Annotated in this window: 16 protein-coding genes; 8 read left to right on the forward strand and 8 right to left on the reverse strand. The window is 56.9% G+C overall.

The features are described 5' to 3' along the window. Positions 1 to 41 precede the first annotated feature (41 nt). Positions 42 to 728, reverse strand: a complete 687-nt coding sequence (locus tag ACE3MN_RS10410) for an RluA family pseudouridine synthase (RefSeq protein WP_024357844.1) — start codon at positions 726 to 728, stop codon at positions 42 to 44. 59 nt (positions 729 to 787) lie between these two features. Further along, positions 788 to 1,681: a LysR substrate-binding domain-containing protein gene (locus ACE3MN_RS10415; protein ID WP_004133627.1), complete on the reverse strand. Its 894-nt coding sequence runs from the start codon at positions 1,679 to 1,681 to the stop codon at positions 788 to 790. Between the two features lie 314 nt (positions 1,682 to 1,995). On the opposite strand from ACE3MN_RS10415, the gene pckA reads away from it, so the two are divergent. Further along, a complete protein-coding gene (gene pckA / locus ACE3MN_RS10420) occupies positions 1,996 to 3,636 on the forward strand; it encodes a phosphoenolpyruvate carboxykinase (ATP) (protein WP_134878391.1) in 1,641 nt (546 codons plus the stop codon). Positions 3,637 to 3,864: 228 nt separating this feature from the next. After that, entirely contained in the window at positions 3,865 to 4,350 is a 486-nt protein-coding gene (locus ACE3MN_RS10425; protein ID WP_024357846.1) for a hypothetical protein, read from the forward strand. Between the two features lie 96 nt (positions 4,351 to 4,446). On the opposite strand, the gene ACE3MN_RS10430 is transcribed toward ACE3MN_RS10425, so the two are convergent. Beyond that, positions 4,447 to 4,974 carry a lipocalin family protein gene (locus ACE3MN_RS10430; protein ID WP_004133622.1) on the reverse strand — a complete coding sequence of 176 codons (528 nt, stop codon included), beginning with the start codon at positions 4,972 to 4,974 and terminating at the stop codon, positions 4,447 to 4,449. 226 nt (positions 4,975 to 5,200) lie between these two features. On the opposite strand from ACE3MN_RS10430, the gene uraH reads away from it, so the two are divergent. Continuing rightward, a complete protein-coding gene (gene uraH / locus ACE3MN_RS10435) occupies positions 5,201 to 5,611 on the forward strand; it encodes a hydroxyisourate hydrolase (protein WP_024357847.1) in 411 nt (136 codons plus the stop codon). Between the two features lie 69 nt (positions 5,612 to 5,680). Here uraH and ACE3MN_RS10440 read toward each other — a convergent pair whose 3' ends face one another. Further along, positions 5,681 to 6,115 (reverse strand): PTS sugar transporter subunit IIA, encoded by a 435-nt coding sequence (locus ACE3MN_RS10440; protein ID WP_004133620.1) that lies wholly within the window; start codon positions 6,113 to 6,115, stop codon positions 5,681 to 5,683. Further along, the gene (locus ACE3MN_RS10445; protein WP_004133618.1) at positions 6,112 to 7,551 is read right to left on the reverse strand and encodes a sugar porter family MFS transporter; all 1,440 of its coding nucleotides are present in this window, start codon (positions 7,549 to 7,551) and stop codon (positions 6,112 to 6,114) included. Before ACE3MN_RS10445 ends, ACE3MN_RS10440 begins: the two co-directional genes overlap by 4 nt. Positions 7,552 to 8,559: 1,008 nt before the next feature. Here ACE3MN_RS10445 and ACE3MN_RS10450 point away from each other — a divergent pair. From ACE3MN_RS10450 to ACE3MN_RS10460, 3 genes are all read left to right on the forward strand, one after another. Further along, positions 8,560 to 11,772: a molybdopterin cofactor-binding domain-containing protein gene (locus ACE3MN_RS10450; RefSeq protein WP_004133617.1), complete on the forward strand. Its 3,213-nt coding sequence runs from the start codon at positions 8,560 to 8,562 to the stop codon at positions 11,770 to 11,772. Between the two features lie 12 nt (positions 11,773 to 11,784). Continuing rightward, the gene (locus ACE3MN_RS10455; RefSeq protein WP_024357848.1) at positions 11,785 to 12,243 is read left to right on the forward strand and encodes a (2Fe-2S)-binding protein; all 459 of its coding nucleotides are present in this window, start codon (positions 11,785 to 11,787) and stop codon (positions 12,241 to 12,243) included. 65 nt (positions 12,244 to 12,308) lie between these two features. After that, the gene (locus ACE3MN_RS10460) at positions 12,309 to 12,914 is read left to right on the forward strand and encodes an NTP transferase domain-containing protein (RefSeq protein ID WP_004133616.1); all 606 of its coding nucleotides are present in this window, start codon (positions 12,309 to 12,311) and stop codon (positions 12,912 to 12,914) included. Positions 12,915 to 12,978: 64 nt separating this feature from the next. On the opposite strand, the gene fdhF is transcribed toward ACE3MN_RS10460, so the two are convergent. Next, on the reverse strand, positions 12,979 to 15,126 hold the full coding sequence (gene fdhF, locus ACE3MN_RS10465) for a formate dehydrogenase subunit alpha (RefSeq protein WP_077253451.1): 2,148 nt from the start codon (positions 15,124 to 15,126) through the stop codon (positions 12,979 to 12,981). Between the two features lie 136 nt (positions 15,127 to 15,262). Beyond that, entirely contained in the window at positions 15,263 to 16,735 is a 1,473-nt protein-coding gene (locus tag ACE3MN_RS10470; RefSeq protein WP_004133613.1) for a nucleobase:cation symporter-2 family protein, read from the reverse strand. Between the two features lie 510 nt (positions 16,736 to 17,245). On the opposite strand from ACE3MN_RS10470, the gene ygfT reads away from it, so the two are divergent. Together ygfT and ACE3MN_RS10480 are read left to right on the forward strand one after the other, a co-directional pair. After that, complete coding sequence (gene ygfT / locus ACE3MN_RS10475; RefSeq protein ID WP_064342848.1) at positions 17,246 to 19,186, forward strand: formate-dependent uric acid utilization protein YgfT; 1,941 nt, start codon at positions 17,246 to 17,248, stop codon at positions 19,184 to 19,186. Next, complete coding sequence (locus ACE3MN_RS10480; RefSeq protein WP_102649724.1) at positions 19,183 to 19,659, forward strand: 4Fe-4S dicluster domain-containing protein; 477 nt, start codon at positions 19,183 to 19,185, stop codon at positions 19,657 to 19,659. Before ygfT ends, ACE3MN_RS10480 begins: the two co-directional genes overlap by 4 nt. Positions 19,660 to 19,757: 98 nt before the next feature. Here ACE3MN_RS10480 and ssnA read toward each other — a convergent pair whose 3' ends face one another. Beyond that, complete coding sequence (gene ssnA, locus ACE3MN_RS10485; protein WP_177951870.1) at positions 19,758 to 21,089, reverse strand: putative aminohydrolase SsnA; 1,332 nt, start codon at positions 21,087 to 21,089, stop codon at positions 19,758 to 19,760.

A 21,089-nucleotide genomic window follows, 5' to 3' on the forward strand; every position in this document is an offset into this window, starting at 1 on the left:
TGCGGGAGAGATTCGGTACAGGGGCTGGCGAGTGGGGCGAGTTAAAATCCGCTGGGACTTATCGCATCGATCCGCTCTCCGCTAACCGGATGCATGAAATGCAGTTCGCTGGCGTGCAGCATCAGGCGCGGCGCCTGTTCTGTTCCCGGAAGTAGCAGACCGCCGTAGAGGTCGCAGCCCAGAATAGGGTGACCAAGCTGCTGGCAGTGAATACGCAGCTGGTGGGTGCGGCCGGTTTCCGGCGTCAGCTGGACCCGCGTCACCGGCACGCTATCTTGATAACGCAGGCGCTCAACCACCCGATAGCCGGAACGGGCTGGCTTGCCGCGGCGCGGGCAAATCGTCATCAGCGGAAACAGCGCCGGATCTTTGGCTATCGGGGCGTCAATGGTACCTTCATCGTCCGCCAGATGCCCGCACAGCAGCGCGCTGTAGACTTTGCTCACCGCACGCTGGCTGAACTGCTGGCAGAGGGCGGCGTTGATGACCTTGTTGCGCGCAATCACCATCAGCCCGGAGGTGCCGAAATCAAGACGATGCGCCAGAGCGCAGCCGGGAAACTGCTGTACCAGCCGATAATGTACCGAGTCGAGATTGCGCGGATTTTTCCCTGACAGACTGAGCAAGCCTGCGGGTTTATCGATCAGCAGCAGATGCTCATCCTGATAGAGTATGTCGATTTCAGCGTGGCACGGCGGGGCGATAAAGGTATCGATAATCGTAGACATCAGGCTGCGCGAATAAGGAGTGGATGCGGATGATAGCGAATTTTCCGCCGCCAGGCGAATTATGCGCTCACGGCGCTCGTCGACTTAATATGCTGCCAGAAACGCTCGGCGGACTGATTGAGCCGCGCGCCGGAGCGATAGATGTAGGCGCCGATGGGCAGCGACAGGCTCGCATCCATAATCGCCAGGCGGCCTTCCTCAAGCTCGCGCTTGATCGAGTACTGCGGCAGCCAACCCACCCCGTCGCCGTTGAGGATCATGCGTTTTAATAGCTCGCTCATGGAAGATACGAAGGTTAACGAGAAGGTAATCTCCGGCTTGCGGTCGATAACCTGGTTCACCTGGCGACCCATATAGCTGTCGTTGGCGTATTTCATCAGCGGCAGCACCCCGCGGTGCAAATTAAAAAGCGGCCTGCCGTGTTTATCGCAGGGGGAGACGAGATGCAGCGCCGAGTCGAATATTTTGTGATTGATAAACGGATAGTTCATCAGCTCTTCATTATAAAACGACAGGATAAAATCACTCTTGCCTTCTTTCAGATTGAACACGGCGTCGTTGACGTTAATCGATTCAACATGAAAAGTTTTATTCTTTCTGTCGGTATAACCGGCGATAATTTCGGGGAGCAATAAAACGGAAAGCGAAGGCGCCGCGTCGATTCTTATTTTCTGAGTCGTGTTGTTCAGCCCTTTAATTCGGCTGATCTGGAAGTCCATATCGTCGAGCATATTACGCGCATAGCCGATAAAAATCTTTCCGCGGTTGGTGAGCTGGAGCGGGTTCGCCGAGCGGTCGAAGATGCTGAAGCCCAGCGAAGCCTCAAGCGCCTGAATCCGGCGGCTGAACGAGGATTGTGAGATATTCCGGCTTTTTGCCGCCAGCGTAAAGCTTCTGGACTCCTCAAGGGCAATCACATCGTAAAGCCATTTTACTTCCAGATTTGCCAGCACAGACTCTTTCCCCACCCCTGCAATAATAGCTATGCAATTTTAGCATAACGCATAGAAACTATGCAATTAACATAATTATCTACAGGTGTTAACATTTTTTGCAGAGTTAGCTTATGACTTATTCGTGTAAGCGATATGTCTAAAGTACAGGCGAAACCCTACACGAGCACGATTTTAAATCGCCGGCTCTGGTCTGCTCATCCTGTTTATTTAATTACCCGATGGTTTTTTATTAAAATAAATCCATCCGTTTCACTGACAGGTTGAAATAGCCTAATAGCATCTTATCCAGCCAATAGTTTGTCAGGAGTGCCATGTCACGTATTGAATCAGTAAAAGACGCTCTTCTTTCGCTCGGTATTCAGGAGAGCAGCGAGCTGTTTTATAACCCCGATTACGACTTGCTGATTGCGCATGAAACCAGCCCGGAATTAACCGGCGCGGCGCGCGGCGTCATGACCGAGTCCGGGGCGGTTGCCGTGGATACCGGGATCTTTACCGGGCGCTCGCCGCGCGACAAATATATCGTCAGGGACGAGCTGACGCGTGACACCGTCTGGTGGGCCGATTCCGGCCTGGGCCGCAACGATAATAAGCCGCTGAGCAGCGAAATCTGGGCTGACCTGAAGGCGCTGGTCGCCGGGCAGCTGAGCGGCAAGAAACTGTATGTTGTTGATGCCTGGTGCGGCGCCAGCCCGGCGACGCGCCTCGGCGTCCGCTTTGTCACCGAGGTGGCCTGGCAGGCGCACTTTGTGAAAAACATGTTTATTGCGCCGAGCGCCGAGGAACTGGCGGAATTTACGCCGGACTTCGTTGTCCTCAACGGCGCGGGCTGCACCAACGATAAATGGCAAGAGCAGGGGCTTAACTCCGAGAACTTTGTCGCGTTTAACCTCAGCGAAAAAATTCAGCTGATCGGCGGCACCTGGTACGGCGGCGAGATGAAGAAAGGCCTCTTCTCGGTGATGAACTATCTGCTCCCGCAGCAGGGAATTGCCTCGATGCACTGCTCGGCGAACCGCGGCGAAGCGGGCGACGTGGCGCTGTTCTTCGGCCTTTCCGGCACCGGTAAGACCACGCTTTCCACCGATCCGCTGCGTCAGCTGATCGGCGATGACGAGCACGGCTGGGATGATGACGGCGTGTTCAACTTCGAAGGCGGCTGCTATGCCAAGACCATTAATCTTGACCCGCAGGCCGAGCCGGAAATCTATCGCGCGATTCGCCGTAACGCGCTGCTGGAAAACGTGGTGGTCAGAGCCGATGGCAGCGTGGATTACGCCGACGGCCGTAAGACTGAAAATACCCGCGTCTCTTATCCGTTATCGCATATTGAAAACATCGTGAAACCGGTGTCGCGCGCGAGCCATCCGTCGAAGGTGATTTTCCTCGCCGCCGATGCGTTTGGCGTGCTGCCGCCGGTATCCCGCCTGACGACCGAGCAGATGCAGTATCACTTCCTGTCCGGTTTCACCTCGAAGCTGGCCGGCACCGAGCGCGGCATTACTCAACCGACGCCGACGTTTTCCGCCTGCTACGGCGCGGCGTTCCTGCTGCTGCACCCGACGCAGTACGCCAGCGTTCTGGCGGCCAAAATGGCGGAGGCCGGCGCCGAGGCCTGGCTGGTTAATACCGGCTGGAACGGCGAAGGCAAGCGCCTTTCGCTGCGCGATACGCGCAATATCATCAGCGCGATTTTAAACGGTACCACCGGCGAGCTGCGTGAAGAAACCGTGCCGGTGTTCGGTCTCGCTATCCCGCAAAGCGTGCCCGGCGTCGACAGCGCGCAGCTTGACCCGCGTAGCGGCTGGCCTTCTGCCGACAAATGGCAGGAGAAGGCCGAGAGCCTGGCGCAGCTGTTTATGGATAACTTTAAGCAATACAGCGATACCGACGCCGGGGCCCGGCTGGCGCTAGCCGGCCCGACGCTGGCCAAATCCGCCGTCACGGCATAAGCTATTTTTTCAGCGACAAGCCCGGGCACCCGCCCGGGTTTTTTTATATCCGCAGCGTTCCTGGGCCAGGAACTTGACTCTGCCTGGTTAGCGATTATAAATAAAGGGATGCGGGGTTAAGTATTGGGGCTAAATAACTTCATGGCACAATTGTCATGAGAATTATCCTGGTAACCCTGCGGCAATGCTCTTCCCGCTACGGGGATATGGATAAATAAAGGAATGACTATGAAACTCTGGAGTAAAACGCTGATCGCTTCTGCCGTATGCTTATTTCTTGCCGGCTGTGATGATTCATCAAAAGTGGATGCCAATCTGGATAAAGCTAAAGACAATGCGCAACAAATTAAAGAGGCGGCGTCCGATAAAGCCGAGGCAATTAAGGATCAAGCCGATAAACACATCGACGCGATAAAAAAACAGGCGGCGGACGAGGCCAACAGCCTCAGCAGCCAGGCCTCCAGCATCAAGGCGGAAGCGGATAAAAAAGCGGAAGCTATTGCCCAGCAGGCACAAGCTCAGGCCGATGCCGTTAAGCAGGATGCCCGACAGAAAAGCGATCAAATTGTCCAGGAAGCGGGAAAAATTAAAGACAACGCGATTGTTGACGCGAATAACCTTGCCAGCGATGCCGCGAATAAAACCAAAGAGATTAAAGAGAGTATCGCTCCCGCGAAAAGCGCTGACGATGCGGCTGCGGCTCCCCAGCAATAACTCTGTCATTATCACCCCCTTTTACGACATTATCTTCAGACCTCAGGTTGGCTGAAGATAATGTTGGTAAAAGAGGCCCGCGAACTATCCCCGGCGCTATCGATGATTCACCCAGACGAGCTTTTCGACCGGGAAACCGAGCTCCCGCGCAATGCCGAGATACTCCTGCCTCACGGATTCCGGGATGGTCGGCGTGCGCGACAGGATCCATAAATAGCCGCGATCGGGGCCGCTGACCAGCGCATATTGATACTGGCTATCCAGCGCAATCACGTTGTAGCCGCCGTAAAACGGGCCAAAAAAGGAGACTTTCAGCGCGGCGGTGGTCGGCGCGCCGGTGAAATACGCTTTACCTTCGCTCTCGCTCCATTTCTGTTTCCGCGGATCATAACCGCGGTTGAGAACGCTGATACCGCCGTCTTTCCGTTGACCGTAGGTCGCGGTAACCCGCTCCAGACCGCGTTCAAAGCGGTTTTCGAGCCGGGCCACCTCATACCATTTCCCCAGATAACGGCTTGCGTCAAAGTTATTTATCGGCTGGACGCCCTTGGGCGGCGTAGGGGATTTACAGGCGACGAGCGTTAATGCGATAGCAACACCCGTCAGAACAGGCCAAATCTTCATGTGAAGTCCTTTTGTGAACGCGGAGAAAATAAGTATAGCGCAAGCGAGCGGGCCTTTATTCACGCCCCAGGGATGCACATTATATTCAGATAATTCTATAACTTCGAATGTGCTCGCTATTTTCCTCGTCCTGCTTTCGTTAAGGCGATTATCACAAAAAGTTGAATATATTTTAGCGGCCCAGGTGCTAACGTTTGAACGTTATTATTCACAACGGGAAAAGATCGTGAAAAAATTATCCAGTTTGATTCTGTTATCTGCAATCTCTGTCGCTCCAGCCGCGTTTAGCGCCCCCGTCGGGACGCTCAGCGTGCATATCCTCAATCAGCAGACGGGGCTGCCTTCGTCGGGTGTGACCGTTACCCTTGAAAAACAGCAGGCGGATAAATGGACGGCGCTCGCGAGCGGCGTCACTGATAACGATGGGCGTATTAAATCGCTGTATCCAGCAGAAGGGGATATGCAGCCGGGGGTTTATAAAGTGACCTTTAAAACCGGCGATGATTTCAGCAAACAGAAGCTGGCGACGTTTTTCCCGGAGATCCCGGTACTGTTTACCGTGACGCGTACCAATGAAAAGCTGCATATTCCGCTGCTGCTCAGCCAGTACGGCTACTCCACCTACAAAGGCAGCTAGGCGCGACGTCTATCCTGAATAAGCAAAAAGCCTGCGCGTAAGCAGGCTTTTATCAGGCGATGGCCGTGCTTAGTGATTCTGCTGGAGGATCCTTAAAAAATCCTCTTTATTGGCAATCAACGACAGCGCTCTGGCGATGACTTCGTCGCTAAAGATCGACGCCACCTCTCTCAGCACATCAATATGCTCACTCTCTTTGGCGATCACGCCAATGGCAATAAACATGACGTTATTTCTGTCCCAGATCACTCCGTCAGGGAACTGATAAATCTCCACCCCCGTTTTGACAATGATGCTGGTGGCTGATTTAGGCAGATGCGGCAGCGTAATGCCGTTACCCAAAAAGGTGGAGACCTGGCGCTCTCTTTCGGCAAGAAACGCCACGCAATCTTCGCTGACGTACCCTCTGGACCTGAAGTCCGCGCCAATCATGGCCAGCACTTCCGCTTTATTTTTCGCCCGGCACGACAGATGGAGATTATCCTGCGTAATAGTATCGATCATAATCCGCTTTCCTTGGTGGCCGTATTGAATCCTGCAGTAGATTTATTTGCCGACAGCTCCTCTTCCAGCTGCTCCAGCGATTTATTCGATGTTTCTGGCAGCGCCGTTATCACAAAGACAATCGCCAGGTAGTTGATCGCGGCAAAAATCAGGAATACCGGACCTAAACCGAGCTTGGCCTGCAATAATGGGAACAGATAGCTGACGATGGCGTTCATCACCCACATGAAAAATACCGATATGCCCATCGACAGTCCGCGAAACTTCAGCGGGAAAAGCTCCGCCAGCACCACCCAGGTGATAAAGCCCATGGTTCCCTGCATAACGCCAACGAACATCGCGCCGAGCAGCCAGATTGCCGTTGCTTTGATGTCACCGACCAGCGTGTAGTCTACGCCGGCAATGATAAGGTGCAGGGTGGCCATCAGCGCGAAACCATAAATAATGATGGTTTTACGTTTAAAACGGTCAACGAGGAATAGCACGCCAAAGAGCATGCCGCCGACGGAGAACACGCCATTGAGTACGTTGCAGATGAGGGAGGTTCTTTCTGAGAAGCCGGCGCTGCTGAGGATCTCAGTACCATAGTACATGATGACGTTGACCCCGGTGGTTTGCTGCAGCGCCGCCCAAATCACGCCGACCAGCAGGAGTTTGAAAATCCACGGCGTCTGAAGAATGGTGATAAAGGCGTTCTGGGAATGCAGCTTTTTGTCCGCCTCGGCCTTAATCAAGGTGGTGATATCGTTGAACTCTTTGGTTGCACGTTCAAGCGGGCGGATTTGTTTTAATATTTCCAGCGCTTCTTCATGACGGTTTTTACTGATTAGCCAGCGCGGGCTTTCCGGCGACCGCAGCATACCGATAAACAGGCAGATGGCGGGGATCGTCTGCACCATCAGCATATAGCGCCAGACGTCCGGTAGATGGCCCCAGAGAATGCCAATAATGGCGTTGATAGCAAAGGCGGCGAGCTGCCCGATAACAATGGCGACTTCGTTTAAGCCGGTCAGCTTACCGCGCATTTCGGTGGGCGCCACTTCAGAAATAAAGGTGGGCGCGGTGACCGAGGCTCCGCCGACGGCATAGCCGAGGATGAAACGTGAAATAAGCAGTACGGTAATGTCCGGCGCCAGCGCGGACATTAAGGCGCCGATGAAAAAGATGAAGGATAAAAAGAGCAGGTACTTTCTTCTGCCAAAGAAATCCGCGAATTTTCCGCCGAAAACGCTACCTAGCGCGGCGCCGATCAGCAACACGCTCATGACCAGACCTTCTGTGGTCGGGGTCAAGGCCATATATTGTTTCAGTGAGGAAAATGCGCCATTAATAACGCCGGTGTCATAACCGAATAACAGGCCACCGAATGTCGCTACTAAGGTTATTTGGTGTAGTCGCTTTCTCTGCTGTAGGTTCAGATTCATAATAAGAGACATTTTTATACCTTTTGTTTTGATTAACGGCACGAGATAAAAATGTGTCATCCCATCCCAACCACGCTCTGTCTTTTCGCTTTATGAAGCCTGGCTGACATAAAATGGTTTTTTGCCCTGAGTGCTCCTATCCAGCGCGATTGCAGCGCGCTAAATAAAACCGGTCAAAGAGGTTTCTTTTTGATGAATGATGAATCATCGGTATACGCGGGGTTTTGTCCTCCGGGATGGGTGAGGTTCAACATGTCCCGGGCAGCGTTGTGGTATGAACGGATGGTATGGCAAGGGCCAACATAAACGGTTCTGATAACTCCTGATCTCACTTCCTTCATTGCATCCTCCGGGGTTTGGATTTCTGCTGCACCATCAAGGTGGTCAGGGTGCGTTTAGTGAGAGGGTATTATTACCGCTGTAACTGAAACAAAAGTGCAAATAGATCACATTTTGAAAGTTTTATTTCGCTTTGTCGTTGTGGATTATCTGTAACATCTATGTGTCTATAAAGGCTGTTTTTATAATTAACTGATATATAAAGTAATTCTTATGATTGATTATCGCCTTTCACAGCGACCTCAGGGAAGTGAATTGTTAAAATTATGATATATATCACATTTGTTAACACGCCTGGTTATGGAATTTAAATTTCATTATTGAATTTATTTTATTTTTTATTCGAAATTTGAGGGGCGCTGCGGTAAGGGAAAAGTTGAACGGATCGCGCCGTCAGCGCGCTTTTTGACGCCGGTTGATGGAGGGTAATGATACTTATGGTCAATACCTGGCGGCGGGCCCTCTCTGAGAAATACCATTGAGAAGCGCCAATTATCATTGTGATACGCACGCTCTCTTTTTGATAATCCTCCCGACGATATCATCCGCTTTTTCTGGTTTAACCTGCCGCTATTTTTAGAGGCGCCTCACATAACTAAGCCTGAAATAACCCTTTATTTATAGGTGGCATAGCCATTGCTTTATTCCGTTATCTTTCTTTGTGAGTGGAGACTGAAAAATATGGATACATTGCTGGTTGGCAGTGAGGTGCCCCGCGTCGATGGGCTCGCCAAGGTGACGGGTAAAGCGGTCTACGGCGATGACATTATTATGAACAATATGCTGTATGGCGTCTGTCGCTACGTGGATATACCTGCCGGGCGCATCGACGCGCTCGACCTGTCGGAGGCGGAAAAAGTGCCCGGCGTCGTGCGTATTGCCACCTGGAACGATATTCCCGGCCAGCGCAAGCTGGGGGCGATCGTTCCCGATCATCCGCCGATTATCGACAAGGAGATCGCCTATCGCGGCGACGTGGTTGCCGTGGTGGCGGCGGAAACCTACGAGGCAGCCTGCATCGCGGTCGATAAAATCAAAATCACCTACACCCCGTGGGAGCCAATTACCTCCCCGGAAGAGGCGATGAAGCCCGGGGCGCGCCTTATTCACAGCGAACTCGATAGCAACATCATTAACCGCCACCATACGGCGAAGGGCGATATCGACGCCGGATTCGCCGCCTCCAGCCATATTTTCGAACGCGAGTATGAGGTGGGTTTCCAGGAGCACGGCTATATTGAGCCGGAATCGATTACCGCCTATCTGGATAATAATGAACAGATCATGACCATCGAGGGGTCGATTCAAAACGCTCACCGCACCCGGGCGGTGATTGCCAAATATCTTGACCTGCCCCAGGCGAAGGTGAACATTAAGCGCTCCGTGCTGGGCGGCTCTTTCGGCGGCAAGGATGACATTATTGATAACGTCTCCTGCCGGGCGGCGCTGCTGGTGCACCTGACCGGGCGGCCGGTAAAAATCTCCTATAACCGCGAACAGTCGATGCGCGAAAGCTACAAGCGCCACCCCTATAAGATGAAATACCGCATTGGCGTGGACGACGATGCGCGTATTCAGGCGATTAAAATCGACATTATCGCCGATGGCGGCAGCTACTGCGGCCAGACGGTGTTTGTCACCTGGCGCAGTTCCGTGCAGGCGGCGGGCCCCTACAATATTCCTAACGTGCGCGTCGATCTGGTGGGCGTTTACACCAACAACAACTACACCTCGGCCTACCGCGGCTACGGCGCGCCGCAGGTCATTTTCGCCAACGAATCGCTGATGGATGACGTGGCGGGCGAACTGGGCCTGTCGCCCGTCGAATTCCGTCTGCGCAACATACTTAAGCAGGGCGACACCAGCATGGCCGGGCAGGTCTTCAGCGAGCATACCGTCTCCGCGCAGGAGGTGCTGGAGAAAACGCTGCTCAAGGCGGAATACGAGGCCAAACGCGAGCACTACAAAAAGCTTAACGCGGAAGGCGGACCGATCCGCTACGGGATTGGCTTCGCGCTGAGCCATCGCGGCTGCTCTCTGGGGGCCGAGGGTCTGGATGCGTCCTCGGCGCTGATTCAGGTGAATGCCGACGCCAGCGTCAACATCTCCACCTCGGTATCGGAGAACGGACAGGGGCTGCAGACCACCATGTCGCTGCTGGCGGCGGAAGCCTTTGGGATTGGGCTCGAGCGGGTGATGTTCAGCGAACCGGCCACGGCGATGATCGCCGACGGCGGCTCAACGGTCGCTTCGCGCGGTACCCTGATGGGCGGACAGGCGATTCTGAGCGCGGCGAACAAAATTAAACAACGCATGGCGGAGGCCGTCAGGGAAACGCTGAAAGCGCAGAGCATCGACGATATCGCCTGGCAAAACGGCAAGGTGTTTAACCGCCGCCGCCCGGAGCTGAGCCTCAGCTTCCAGCAGGTGTGCGATATGACCCGGGCTACCGGGGCCAACCTCTCCGCCTACGGCTGGCACGTGGCGCCGAATATTCACTGGGATGAAGAGAAGGGCTGCGGCAGCCCCTATTTCACCTGGGTGTACGGCTGCCAGCTGGCCGACGTGGCGGTGGATATGCGCACCGGCAAAATCACCGTCAATAACGTCGTCGCCACCCACGATGTCGGTAAAGTCATTAACCCGGTTGGTTTTAGCGGCCAGGTTTACGGCGGCGTGCTGCAGGGGATGATCGGTTACGGCATGCTGGAGGATTTCAACACCGAGCACGGGGTGGTGAAATCGGAAAACTTTGATACCTATCTGCTGCCGACCATCAAGGATATGCCGCACATCGATATCATTGCGGTGGAAAACTACGATAAAGCGGGGCCGATGGGGGCGAAAGTTATCGGCGAACCGGTACTGGAGCTCGGCGCTGCGGCCCTCAACAATGCGGTGAGCTTTGCCATCGGGCGGCCTAACCGGACCCTGCCGCTGACCCTCGAGCAGGTTCGCCTGGGTTACAACCTCAAAAAGCCGGAGCGCCAGAGCGAGCAGATGCTGGAGTCCGGCGATAAGAAACAGGTTCATCGCCTCAATACCCTGTCGCTGAGCGTCCCGCAAACCCTGAAGCAGGCCCTGACGCTGATGGCCGGGAAGGGGGCGATGCCCATCGCCGGCGGTACCGATGTGCTGGTGCAGGCCCGGATGCTGTCCGGCGAGGTGCCGCTTGTCAATATCGCCGGGCTGGCGGAGCTGAAGGAGATTTTTGACGTTGAGGGCGGCGTCTCGATTGGCTCCGGCGTCTGCTTTACCGATCTGGTTAAGCATCCGTTGATTCAGCAGCGCTATCCGCTGCTGGTTACCGCCTGTAAAACCGTCGGCTCCCTGCAGCTGCGCAATCGGGCAACGATCGGCGGCAACATCGTCAACGCCGCTCCGTGCGCGGATTCTATGCCGCCGCTGATTATTTACGAGGCGGAGGTGGAGCTGCGCAGCGCGCGTGGGACGCGCCGGATGCCGGTCAGCGAATTTGTCATCGGCGGCTATCGCACCCTTCTTGAGCCCGATGAGCTGGTTATCCGCTTTATCCTGCCGGCGCCGACCCAGCAGCCGCTGATCAATCGCTATCTGCAGCTTGGCCGGCGCAATGCGTTGAACATTACGCGCCAGAGCTTGACCGGGCAGTTCATGGTCGATAAAGGCGTGGTTCGCCTGTGCCGTCTGGTGGATGGCGCGCTGCTGGCCAAACCGCAGCGGCTGCTTGAGGTTGAGCAGGCGCTCATCGGCCGGACGCTGGACGCCGCCACCATTGACTACGCGGCCGGCGTGCTTCACGCCAGGGTAGAGAAAGCCATCGGGGGACGCTGGTCAGCGCCTTATAAGGTCCCGGTATTTATCGATATGTTCCGGCAGATGCTGCAGGAAGTCATGACAGAGCAGAAAAAATAAGGAGCCATGAACATGAATCATATTGAGCTAAAAGTGAATGGCATCCGCATTGCCCGCGATGTGAAAGACAATGTCCGCCTGATCGATTTTCTCCGTGAGGAGCTGAAGCTAACCGGCACCAAAGAGGGCTGCTCGGTGGGGGAGTGCGGCGCCTGCACCGTGATTATGGACGGCAAATCTGTCTGCTCCTGCCTGCTGCTGGCCGCCCAGTGCAACGGGGCGGAGGTCACCACCGTCGAAGCGCTGCACCACGATCCGGTCGGTAAAAAACTGCAGAACGCATTTATTCGTCACGGCGGCGTTCAGTGCGGCTTCTGCACGCCCGGCGTGTTGATGAGCGCCAAGGCGCTGCTGGATACCAACCCGAACCCCAGCGACGATGAGCTGAAAGAGGCGCTGGAGGGCAATATCTGCCGCTGTACGGGATATCAGCCGATCATCACCTCGATTAAAGCGGTGCTGAAATCCTGATCGCCGCAAGCGCCGCCGTCGCCAGTCGACGGCGGCGCTTTTTCGGCTGCAGGAGGAGGATGACAATGAGCAAAAAAGTCGATAAGCAGTGCATTATGCTGGCCGCCGGGCTCTCAAGCCGGATGGGCAAGTGGAAAATGATGCTGCCGTGGGGCAAAGGAACGATTCTGGATAGCGCCCTGGCCAGCGCCCTGGCGTTCTGCGATCGGGTGGTGCTGGTGACGGGGTTTCGCGGTGATGAATTGGCCGCGTGCTATCAGGATCATCCGGGCGTTGAGGTAGTCTTTAACCCGCAATATCAGGACGGCATGTTCTCTTCTGTGCAGTGCGGGGTCAGCCATATTCGCGACTCCCGGTTCTTTCTGGCGCTGGGCGATATGCCGGAGGTGACGCCGGGCGTCTACCGCCGGCTGTGGGACAACCCCGACGCCGAGAGCTGTCTTATTCCCGCCTACGAGCGCGGTAAAGGCCACCCGGTTCTTCTGCCGCAGCGGGCAATCTCGCTGATTCATCGCGCCCCGCAAGGGGCCACCCTACGAGACGTTATCGGTCAGATGGCGGTGCGCGTTATTCCCGTGGCGAGTCAGGGGATTCACTGGGACGTTGATACTCCGCAGCAGTATCTTGAGGTCGCGCGTCGCTGCCGTAAGGATCAGGCCGCTGTCGGTTAGCGTTGGCGAAGGGAATGAGAAGAGACACTATCGCCCCGGGGTGCGCACCGCGGGGCGATATTTTTTACCCTGCGGCGCTGTCGCGCAGACGGGTTTTCAGCTGGTTGTATTGATCAATAACGTACCGTTCGGCGGCTTGGCGATCGGCAATGCGCTCAACGTTAACCGCGCAGTACTTATACTCCGGGGTTTTAGTTATCGGGCTGAGATTCTCGGTGACCAGCTCGTTGCAGGCGCCGATCCACCACTGGTAGGTCATATAGACCGCCCCTTTATTCGGCCTGTCGCTGACCTTCGCCCGGGAAATCACCTTGCCTTTGCGCGAGTTAACCCACACCAGTTCTTCGTCCTCAATGCCGAGCCGTTTGGCGTCGGCGGTGTTGATCTGGATGTATCCCGGTTCGTCCGCCAGTTTGGCCAGCGCCGCGCAGTTGCCGGTCATCGAGCGGCAGGAGTAGTGGCCCACTTCGCGCACCGTGGAGAGCACCAGCGGATACTCGTCGCTCAGCTTATCGATCGGCGCCTGCCATTCACAGGTGAAGAACTGCGCCAGCCCGTTCGGCGTTGAGAAGCGCTCCGCAAACAGATACGAAGTGCCCTGGTCCGCCTCCGACTCGTCGCGGCACGGCCACTGCACGTAGCCCAGCTCTCCCATCTTCTCGTAGGTCGCGCCGAAAAAGTTGGGACACAGCTGGCGGAGCTCATCCCAGATCTGCTGCGTGTTGTCGTACTTCATCGGATAACCCATGCGGGTGGCGATCTCGCCGATGATCTGCCAGTCGGTCTTCAGATCCCACTTCGGCTCTACCGCCTTGAAAAAACGCTGGAAGCCGCGGTCCGCAGCGGTATAGACGCCCTCATGCTCGCCCCATGAGGTCGAGGGCAGAATCACATCGGCCGCCGCGGCGGTTTTGGTCATGAAAATATCCTGGACGATAACCAGCTCCAAATCCTCGAAGGCCTGACGCACGGCGGATAGCTCGGCGTCGGTCTGCAGCGGATCTTCCCCCATGATATACGCCGCCCGCACTTCACCGCGCGCCACGCGGTGCGGCAGCTCGCTGATGCGGTAGCCGGGGTTCTCCGGCAGGCTCTCGACGCCCCAGGCGTTGGCGAACTTCTCCCGGTTTTCCGGGAATTTCACATACTGATAGCCCGGAAAGGTGTCCGGCAGCGCGCCCATGTCGCAGGCCCCCTGGACGTTGTTCTGGCCGCGCACCGGGTTAACGCCGACGTGCGGTTTCCCCAGGTTGCCGGTGAGGATCGCCAGGCTGGTCAGGGAACGCACCGTTTCGACGCCCTGCCAGAACTGGGTCACCCCCATTCCCCATAGAATCATGGCGTTTCCGGCGGTGGCGTACAGCCGCGCGCATTCGCGAATCTGCCTGGCGCTGATGCCGGTGATGGCTTCCACCGATTCCGGCGTATAGCTTTCGACGATGTTGCGATACGCGTCGAAGCCTTCGGAACGCCCGGCGACGAAGGATTTATCGTACAGATCCTCTTCGATAATGACGTGCCCGATGGCGTTGAGCAGCGCAATATTGGAGCCGTTTTTCAGGGCAAGGTGCAGATCGGCAATGCGCGCGGTTTCGATTTTACGCGGATCGCAGACGATAATTTTCGCCCCGTTGCGTTTGGCGTTGAGGATATGATTCGCCACGATAGGGTGCGAATCCGCCGGGTTATAGCCGAAAATAAACACCAGATCGGTATTATCGATCTCGGTGATGGCATTACTCATCGCGCCGTTGCCGACCGACTGGTGCAGACCTGCAACCGAAGGGCCGTGTCAGACGCGAGCGCAGCAGTCGACGTTATTGGTACCAATAACGGCGCGCGCGAATTTTTGCATGATGTAGTTGGTTTCATTGCCGGTGGCGCGCGAAGATCCGGTGGTCTGAATCGCGTCCGGCCCATACTTCTCTTTAATGGCGCTCAGACGGGTGGCGACGTAATCGAGCGCCTCATGCCAGGAGACGGATTCTAGCCTGCCGCCGCGTTGGCGGCGGATCATCGGGGTTTTCAGGCGCGGCGTGAGGATCTGGGTATCGTTAATAAAATCCCAGCCGTAGTAGCCCTTCAGGCACAGCGTACCCTGATTGTTTTTTCCCATCGCGGCGTCGGCGCGGGTAATATTTCCCTCCTCTACCGTGAGCTGCATTTTGCAGCCGGAGGCGCAGTAGGGGCAGACGGTCGTTATTCTCTTCATAGCAAGGGTCCTTAACCTTAGAACAGCAGGGCAAAACTAAAGCGGCCGTTCAGGCCCTGGGCGATCCCCTGCTGCACGACGGGGATCGCCAGCAGCAGCAGGGTTAGCAATGCGAACAGGAGTCTGGTGAGCATCATTACCCCTCCTGGGCTTCTTCCGGCTGTCTCTCCTTTTGAACTTTGCGCAGCAGGAGCCACATTCTGACGGTTCTGACGGCCATGTTGCGCGCCGCCGAGCTTGGCGGGGCCGGATCGGGGACCGGCGTTTCGTGGTTAACGCGCAAAGGTACGCTGCCGTTGAGGGTGAGGTTGGCGACGATAGCCGTCAGGGTACCGATCGTAATCCCGCTGTGCAGAAACAGCTGAACCATCGGCGGAAACTGGGTGAATAAGTTGGGCACCAGCACCGGCATCATGCCGAGGCCGAGCGTTAATGCCACCACCATACCGTTATTATTGTTGCGGTAGTTGACCTGCCCCAGGGTACGGATACCGGACACCGCCACCATACCGAACATGACGATGCCCGCGCCGCCGAGGATCGGTTTCGGTATCAGCACCACCAGCGCCGCCATCCTTGAGAACACGCCCATCAGAATCAGAATGATGCCGGAGACCGACACCACAAAACGGCTGCGCACCCCGGTTAAACCGATCAGGCCGACGTTCTGCGCGAACGCGGCGTAGGGAAACAGATTGAAGAAGCCGCAAATAGTGGTCGCGATACCGCAGGTGTTAAGGCCGTTGCGCAGCATCTTCGCGTCCACCTTTTTCCCGACGATATCCCCGGTCGCCATCATCGAGGACATGGTTTCCACCATTACCACCACCATCACCATCGACAGCAGGGCGACGGGAATAATGTGAAACTCAGGTTTGGCGAAGGGCATCAGGGTCGGTAGATGGAGCCAGGGGGTGGCGTGGACGAGGCTAAAGTCGAGAGGCTTAAAGCAGCTCCAGAGTACGGTGCCGATGATAAGACCGATCAGCACCGACGTGTTTTTCACGACGCCGGAGGCAAAGGTGTAAATATTGAGAATAATCACCAGCGTAATCGCCGCCATCAGCAGCGAGAAGGGGGCGCCAAAGCCGCTCATTTCGCTGCTGCCGCCGCCAATCCATCCGCCTGCGACCGGCATAATTGACATGCCGATAAGCGTGACGATGCTGCCCATCACCACCTTGGGAAAGAAGCGGATGAGCTTACTAATCCACGGCGCGCAGCAGAGGATGAATATACCGGACACGATCACCGCCCCGGAAATACCGCCGATCCCGTACTCCTTACCGATCAGCACCATCGGGATTAGCGCCGCGAAGGTGCAGCCCTGGATAAGCGGCAGCCGACAGCCGAGCCACTTACCGACCCCCAGCGACTGCACGATGGTGGCCGCGCCGCAGATAAACAGGTCGGCGCTGATGAGTAAAATAATGTGTTCCGGCGGGAGCCCTACCGCGTTGCCCACCACCAGCGGAACCGCGACGGCGCCGGCGTACATCACCAGCACGTGCTGTAGCCCATAAAGAATCATTTGCGTAACGGGTAAAACTTCATCGACCGGCGCGGTCGAGCTCCCGTTTCGTGAGGCGGAATTGGCGATATCTTTCATGAAGTTGTTATCTCCTGTACGACTTCACTCTGTATAAGCGAGGACAAAGTTGAAGTTACGATTCGAAGGCCGCTGCCTCCCTGAGCCGATACGTTCATCAGCGTGTTGCGCGCACAATGAGGGATATGCGTAAGCTGTGCCAAAAATAAGCGCTGAGGGAATTGATGGGGAATTGTGTGAAATAACTCACGCGAAAAGGGCGGAATATCTTCCAGTCTGAAATTTCCTGCAAGACGCCCCGCGATAAATAAACGCGCGCTATCACATTGAGATAGGCAGAATCTCATTTTGGTATCGCGATCGATACGGTGAATTATCAACATGATTAAACCCGGGTGAAGGAAAACATCATCGCTCCGCGGCAGGGGATATTTATCGAGTCGCTAAGCGGGAATAAAGCCGTTTTTTTGAGGCTGCTCGCAAAAATGAGCGGCATATTAATCGCTTTTAAAAATGCGTCTGATTATTGCATTGCTCCCCGGTGAGTCCTGGAATAATAAAGGGAAGCAAATGAATAAATTTATCGTTGCCGATTCTGCAAACTGTATTGGCTGCCACGCCTGTGAAGTGGCCTGCGTCACCTCTCATCGCCAGGACAGCTGGCCCCAGCAGCGCAGCGACTTTCTTCCGCGCATCCGCGTGTTCTTCAACCGCAAGGCCAGCAGCGCGACGACCTGCCGCCACTGCAACGACGCCCCCTGCGTCGGCTCGTGCCCGACTCAGGCGCTGAGCGTGGCTAACGACAGCGTTCAGTTTACCGAGGCGCTGTGCATCGGCTGTAAAAACTGCGTCATCGCCTGTCCTTTTGGCGCCATTGAGATGGTGGCCAACGATGACGACGCGCCGCAGCTGGCGCAGAAGTGCGATCTTTGCCGTCAGCACCCGTCCGGCCAGCAGGCCTGCGTAGCCAGCTGTCCAACCCAGGCGCTGCGCCTGATGGATGAAGCCGCCGTTAACCAGCTGCGCACCGCGCGGCAGATCCGCTCCGCGCTGGAAAGACCGCTGGAGGGCGTTCGCGGTGCGAGACGTAACGCGATACTCAATAAACCTCCGCGCGTTGGGGCGAAAAAAGTGCCCGCCGATGACCGCCTGCGGCATTTCGGCGAAATCTATCAGCCGCTGAGCGAGCGCGATGCGGAATATGAGAGCGAACGCTGCCTCTACTGCGCACAGAAGGCGTGGTGCAACTGGACCTGTCCGCTGCATAACCACATTCCCGATTTCATCCGCCTGGTGAACGAAGGCAAGATTATCGAGGCGGCGGAACTGTGCCATCAAAGCAGTTCCCTGCCGGAGATTTGCGGCCGCGTCTGTCCGCAGGACAGGCTGTGCGAAGGGGCCTGCACCTTAAAGAACGAGGGCGGCTCGGTCGCCATTGGCAATCTTGAGCGCTATATCACCGATACCGCGCTGGCGATGGGCTGGCGACCGACCATCGACAACGTGGCCCCGCGCCCGGAGCGGGTGGCGGTGATTGGCGCCGGGCCCGCCGGACTGGGCTGCGCCGATATTCTGGTGCGCGCGGGCGTGCACGTTGACGTCTTCGATCGCCATCCGGAAATCGGCGGCCTGCTGACCTTCGGTATTCCGCCGTTCAAGCTGGATAAAAACGTGCTTGAGAGGCGGCGCGACGTTTTTAGCGCCATGGGCGTCAATTTTCATCTCAACCAGGAGGTGGGACGCGACGTGGCTTTTGCCGATCTGCTGAAAAACTATGACGCCGTTTTCCTCGGCGTGGGCACCTACGGTCTGATGGCCGCCGGTCTGGAGGGAGAGAACGCCCCCGGCGTGATTCAGGCGCTGCCGTTTCTGATTGCCAGCACCCGCGAGGTGATGGGGCTCGAAGAGAGCGCCGAGTATCCGCTGACCGACATCAAGGGGAAACGCGTGGTGGTGCTTGGCGGAGGCGATACGGCGATGGACTGCCTGCGCACCGCCGTTCGCCGCGGGGCCGAGAGCGTAACCTGCGCCTACCGTCGCGATGAGCTAAGCATGCCCGGGTCGAAAAAAGAGGTGGTGAACGCGCGGGAAGAGGGGGTGAAATTTGAGTTTAACGTGCAGCCGCAGCGCATTCAGCTCAACCGTAAGGGGCAGGTCTGCGCGGTGGAGATGATCCGCACGAAGATGGGCGATCCGGGCCCGGACGGCCGCCGCCGGCCGCAGCCGATCCCGGACTCCGGGTTTGAACTTAAAGCCGATGTGCTCATTATGGCGTTTGGCTTTCAGGCTCACGAGATGCCGTGGCTGCGCGGCCACGGCATTAAGCTGGACCGCTGGGGGCAGATAGTCACCGGCGGCAAAGGGCGCGGAACGACGCAAACCAGCCATGACAAAATCTTTGCCGGCGGCGACGCCGTGACCGGCGCGGACCTGGTGGTCACCGCCATGGTCGCCGGGCGGCAGGCGGCCAGCGAGATGTTGGCGCAATTCACGGCCCGGGAGGAGATATGACCCGTTTTATCGTTGCCAGTTCGCAGGCCTGCATCGGCTGCCGGACCTGTGAGGTAGCCTGTGCGCTGGAACACGTGGCGCCGGGGGCGGAGTTTCACCCCCGCCTGAAGGTGATGCGCCTCGACGATCTTAGCGTACCGGTGATGTGTCATCAGTGCGAGAATGCGCCCTGCGTGGGCGCCTGCCCGACCGGGGCGCTGAGCATGGGGGCGGAGAAGGTGGAAGCCGACGGCGGGCGCTGCATTGGCTGCCAGAGCTGCGTTGTCGCCTGCCCGTTTGGGGCGATTACCATCGAGGTGGAGGCCGGTCTGACGCCGGTTATCGTCAAGTGCGACCTTTGTGGTACCCGCGAGCGCGGCCCCGCCTGCGTTGATGTCTGCCCGACGGCGGCGCTGAGTATCATGACCGAAGAGCAGCTCAGAGCGCTGCAAAAGCAGCGCAATATCGCTACTGCCGCGCTGCTGTCGCTATAAACGTTGCGCCCGGCGGCGCGTAAGCTGCCGGGTCATTTCACGCGCGCTGTCTGCAAAAAAAACCGGCTTGTCAGGCCGGTTTAGCATTTTTGCACGGGCTATGCGGGGAGCGCATCCATTCGCGCCCACATTTTTTTCGCCACTTTCTGCGCTTCGCGGAATATCGGCTCGCAGTCGAAGCTGAACTGGCGATCCTCGTAGATCATCACGCCGTTCACCATCACGCTGCGCACGCTGTTTGCTCCCAGGCCGAAGGCGATATGTCCGGCGATGTTTTCCGCGATAAGCGGCGTCGGCGCCATATAGTCGCAAATGGTGAGGTCCGCTTTATAGCCCGCCTCAAGGCGGCCAAAGTGGGCGTTGAAGTTGCGATTCAACAGTTCATTACCGTTACTCAGCGCCTTCGCGAAGCTGTCCGGCCACAGCGGGCCGCCGGCGTCGCGGTGTTTAAAGAAGGCAAACTTCAGCTCCTCGAACATATCGGAACCAATGCCGTCGGTGCCGAGCGCCAGATTACGGATCTGCGGCAGGTGGTAGTTGTAGCCGACGTGATTGTTCATATTGGAGCGCGCGTTATGCACCAGGAAACCGTCCTGCGCATTGAGCAGCTCCACGTCAGCATCGGAGATGTACAGACCGTGAGCAATCAGCGTTTTACTGTTGATAAGGCCGAACTCCGCCAGCCGCGCCAGCAGATCCTTGCCGTAAAGGTGATGGCTGTGAGAGACATCGTAGCGGTCTTCCGCCGCGTGGATATGCAGGCCGCGGCCGGTGGCTTTTAGCGCTTCGCCCAGCATCGCCAGACCTTCATCCGGCACGGTGAACGGCGCATGGGCGCCGATATGGGCCTCGACCAGATAAGGCTGGTCTCCCTTCTCGCGGGCGGCGTCGATCTCTCTGGCGAAACGAATGTTCTCCTCAACGCTGTCGCGCAGCTCGCGGCTGCCAAAGTTGCGGTCGGTGGTTTCGAAGCAGGTCATCCCGCGCAGCCCGATTTTGAGGAAGGCGTTGCGCAGCTGGCTCAGGGAGCCCGTGATATAGTGGGGCGACGCATGGTGATCGATAACCGCCGTGCAGCCGCTACGTACGGCCTCCATAGCGCAGATCAGCCCGCTGTAGTAGAGCGACTCTTCGTCCAGCGCCCGGTCAAGGCGCCACCACAGGTTTTTCAGCGTGGAGATAAAGTCCGGACTGGGGGCGATATTGGCCTGAATCCCCCGGGAAAGGCCGGAATAAAAGTGATTGTGCGAGCAGACCATGCCGGGCATCACCAGTTGCCCGCGCATCTCTTTCACCTGCGCCTGCGGATAGCGCTGGCACAGGCCGGGGCCGACAGCGAGAATTTTATCATTCTCAATGGCGATATCGACGTTCTCCCACACTTTCGCCGGATAGATCTGCGCGGCGGTGGCATTTTTCAGGATCAGGAT

Source organism: Klebsiella grimontii, assembly GCF_042137965.1.
In the GTDB taxonomy this organism is placed as follows: domain Bacteria; phylum Pseudomonadota; class Gammaproteobacteria; order Enterobacterales; family Enterobacteriaceae; genus Klebsiella; species Klebsiella grimontii.

Excerpts from the sequence above, each read along its gene's own strand:
- ACE3MN_RS10460 (WP_004133616.1), top strand. The coding sequence starts at position 12,309 with ATGAGCAAAAAAGTCGATAAGCAGTGCATTATGCTGGCCGCCGGGCTC.
- ACE3MN_RS10470 (WP_004133613.1), bottom strand. The coding sequence starts at position 16,735 with ATGAAAGATATCGCCAATTCCGCCTCACGAAACGGGAGCTCGACCGCG.
- ACE3MN_RS10410 (WP_024357844.1), bottom strand. The coding sequence starts at position 728 with ATGTCTACGATTATCGATACCTTTATCGCCCCGCCGTGCCACGCTGAA.
- ACE3MN_RS10430 (WP_004133622.1), bottom strand. The coding sequence starts at position 4,974 with ATGAAGATTTGGCCTGTTCTGACGGGTGTTGCTATCGCATTAACGCTC.
- ACE3MN_RS10425 (WP_024357846.1), top strand. The coding sequence starts at position 3,865 with ATGAAACTCTGGAGTAAAACGCTGATCGCTTCTGCCGTATGCTTATTT.
- pckA (WP_134878391.1), top strand. The coding sequence starts at position 1,996 with ATGTCACGTATTGAATCAGTAAAAGACGCTCTTCTTTCGCTCGGTATT.
- ygfT (WP_064342848.1), top strand. The coding sequence starts at position 17,246 with ATGAATAAATTTATCGTTGCCGATTCTGCAAACTGTATTGGCTGCCAC.
- ACE3MN_RS10480 (WP_102649724.1), top strand. The coding sequence starts at position 19,183 with ATGACCCGTTTTATCGTTGCCAGTTCGCAGGCCTGCATCGGCTGCCGG.
- ACE3MN_RS10450 (WP_004133617.1), top strand. The coding sequence starts at position 8,560 with ATGGATACATTGCTGGTTGGCAGTGAGGTGCCCCGCGTCGATGGGCTC.
- ACE3MN_RS10455 (WP_024357848.1), top strand. The coding sequence starts at position 11,785 with ATGAATCATATTGAGCTAAAAGTGAATGGCATCCGCATTGCCCGCGAT.
- ACE3MN_RS10440 (WP_004133620.1), bottom strand. The coding sequence starts at position 6,115 with ATGATCGATACTATTACGCAGGATAATCTCCATCTGTCGTGCCGGGCG.
- ACE3MN_RS10445 (WP_004133618.1), bottom strand. The coding sequence starts at position 7,551 with ATGTCTCTTATTATGAATCTGAACCTACAGCAGAGAAAGCGACTACAC.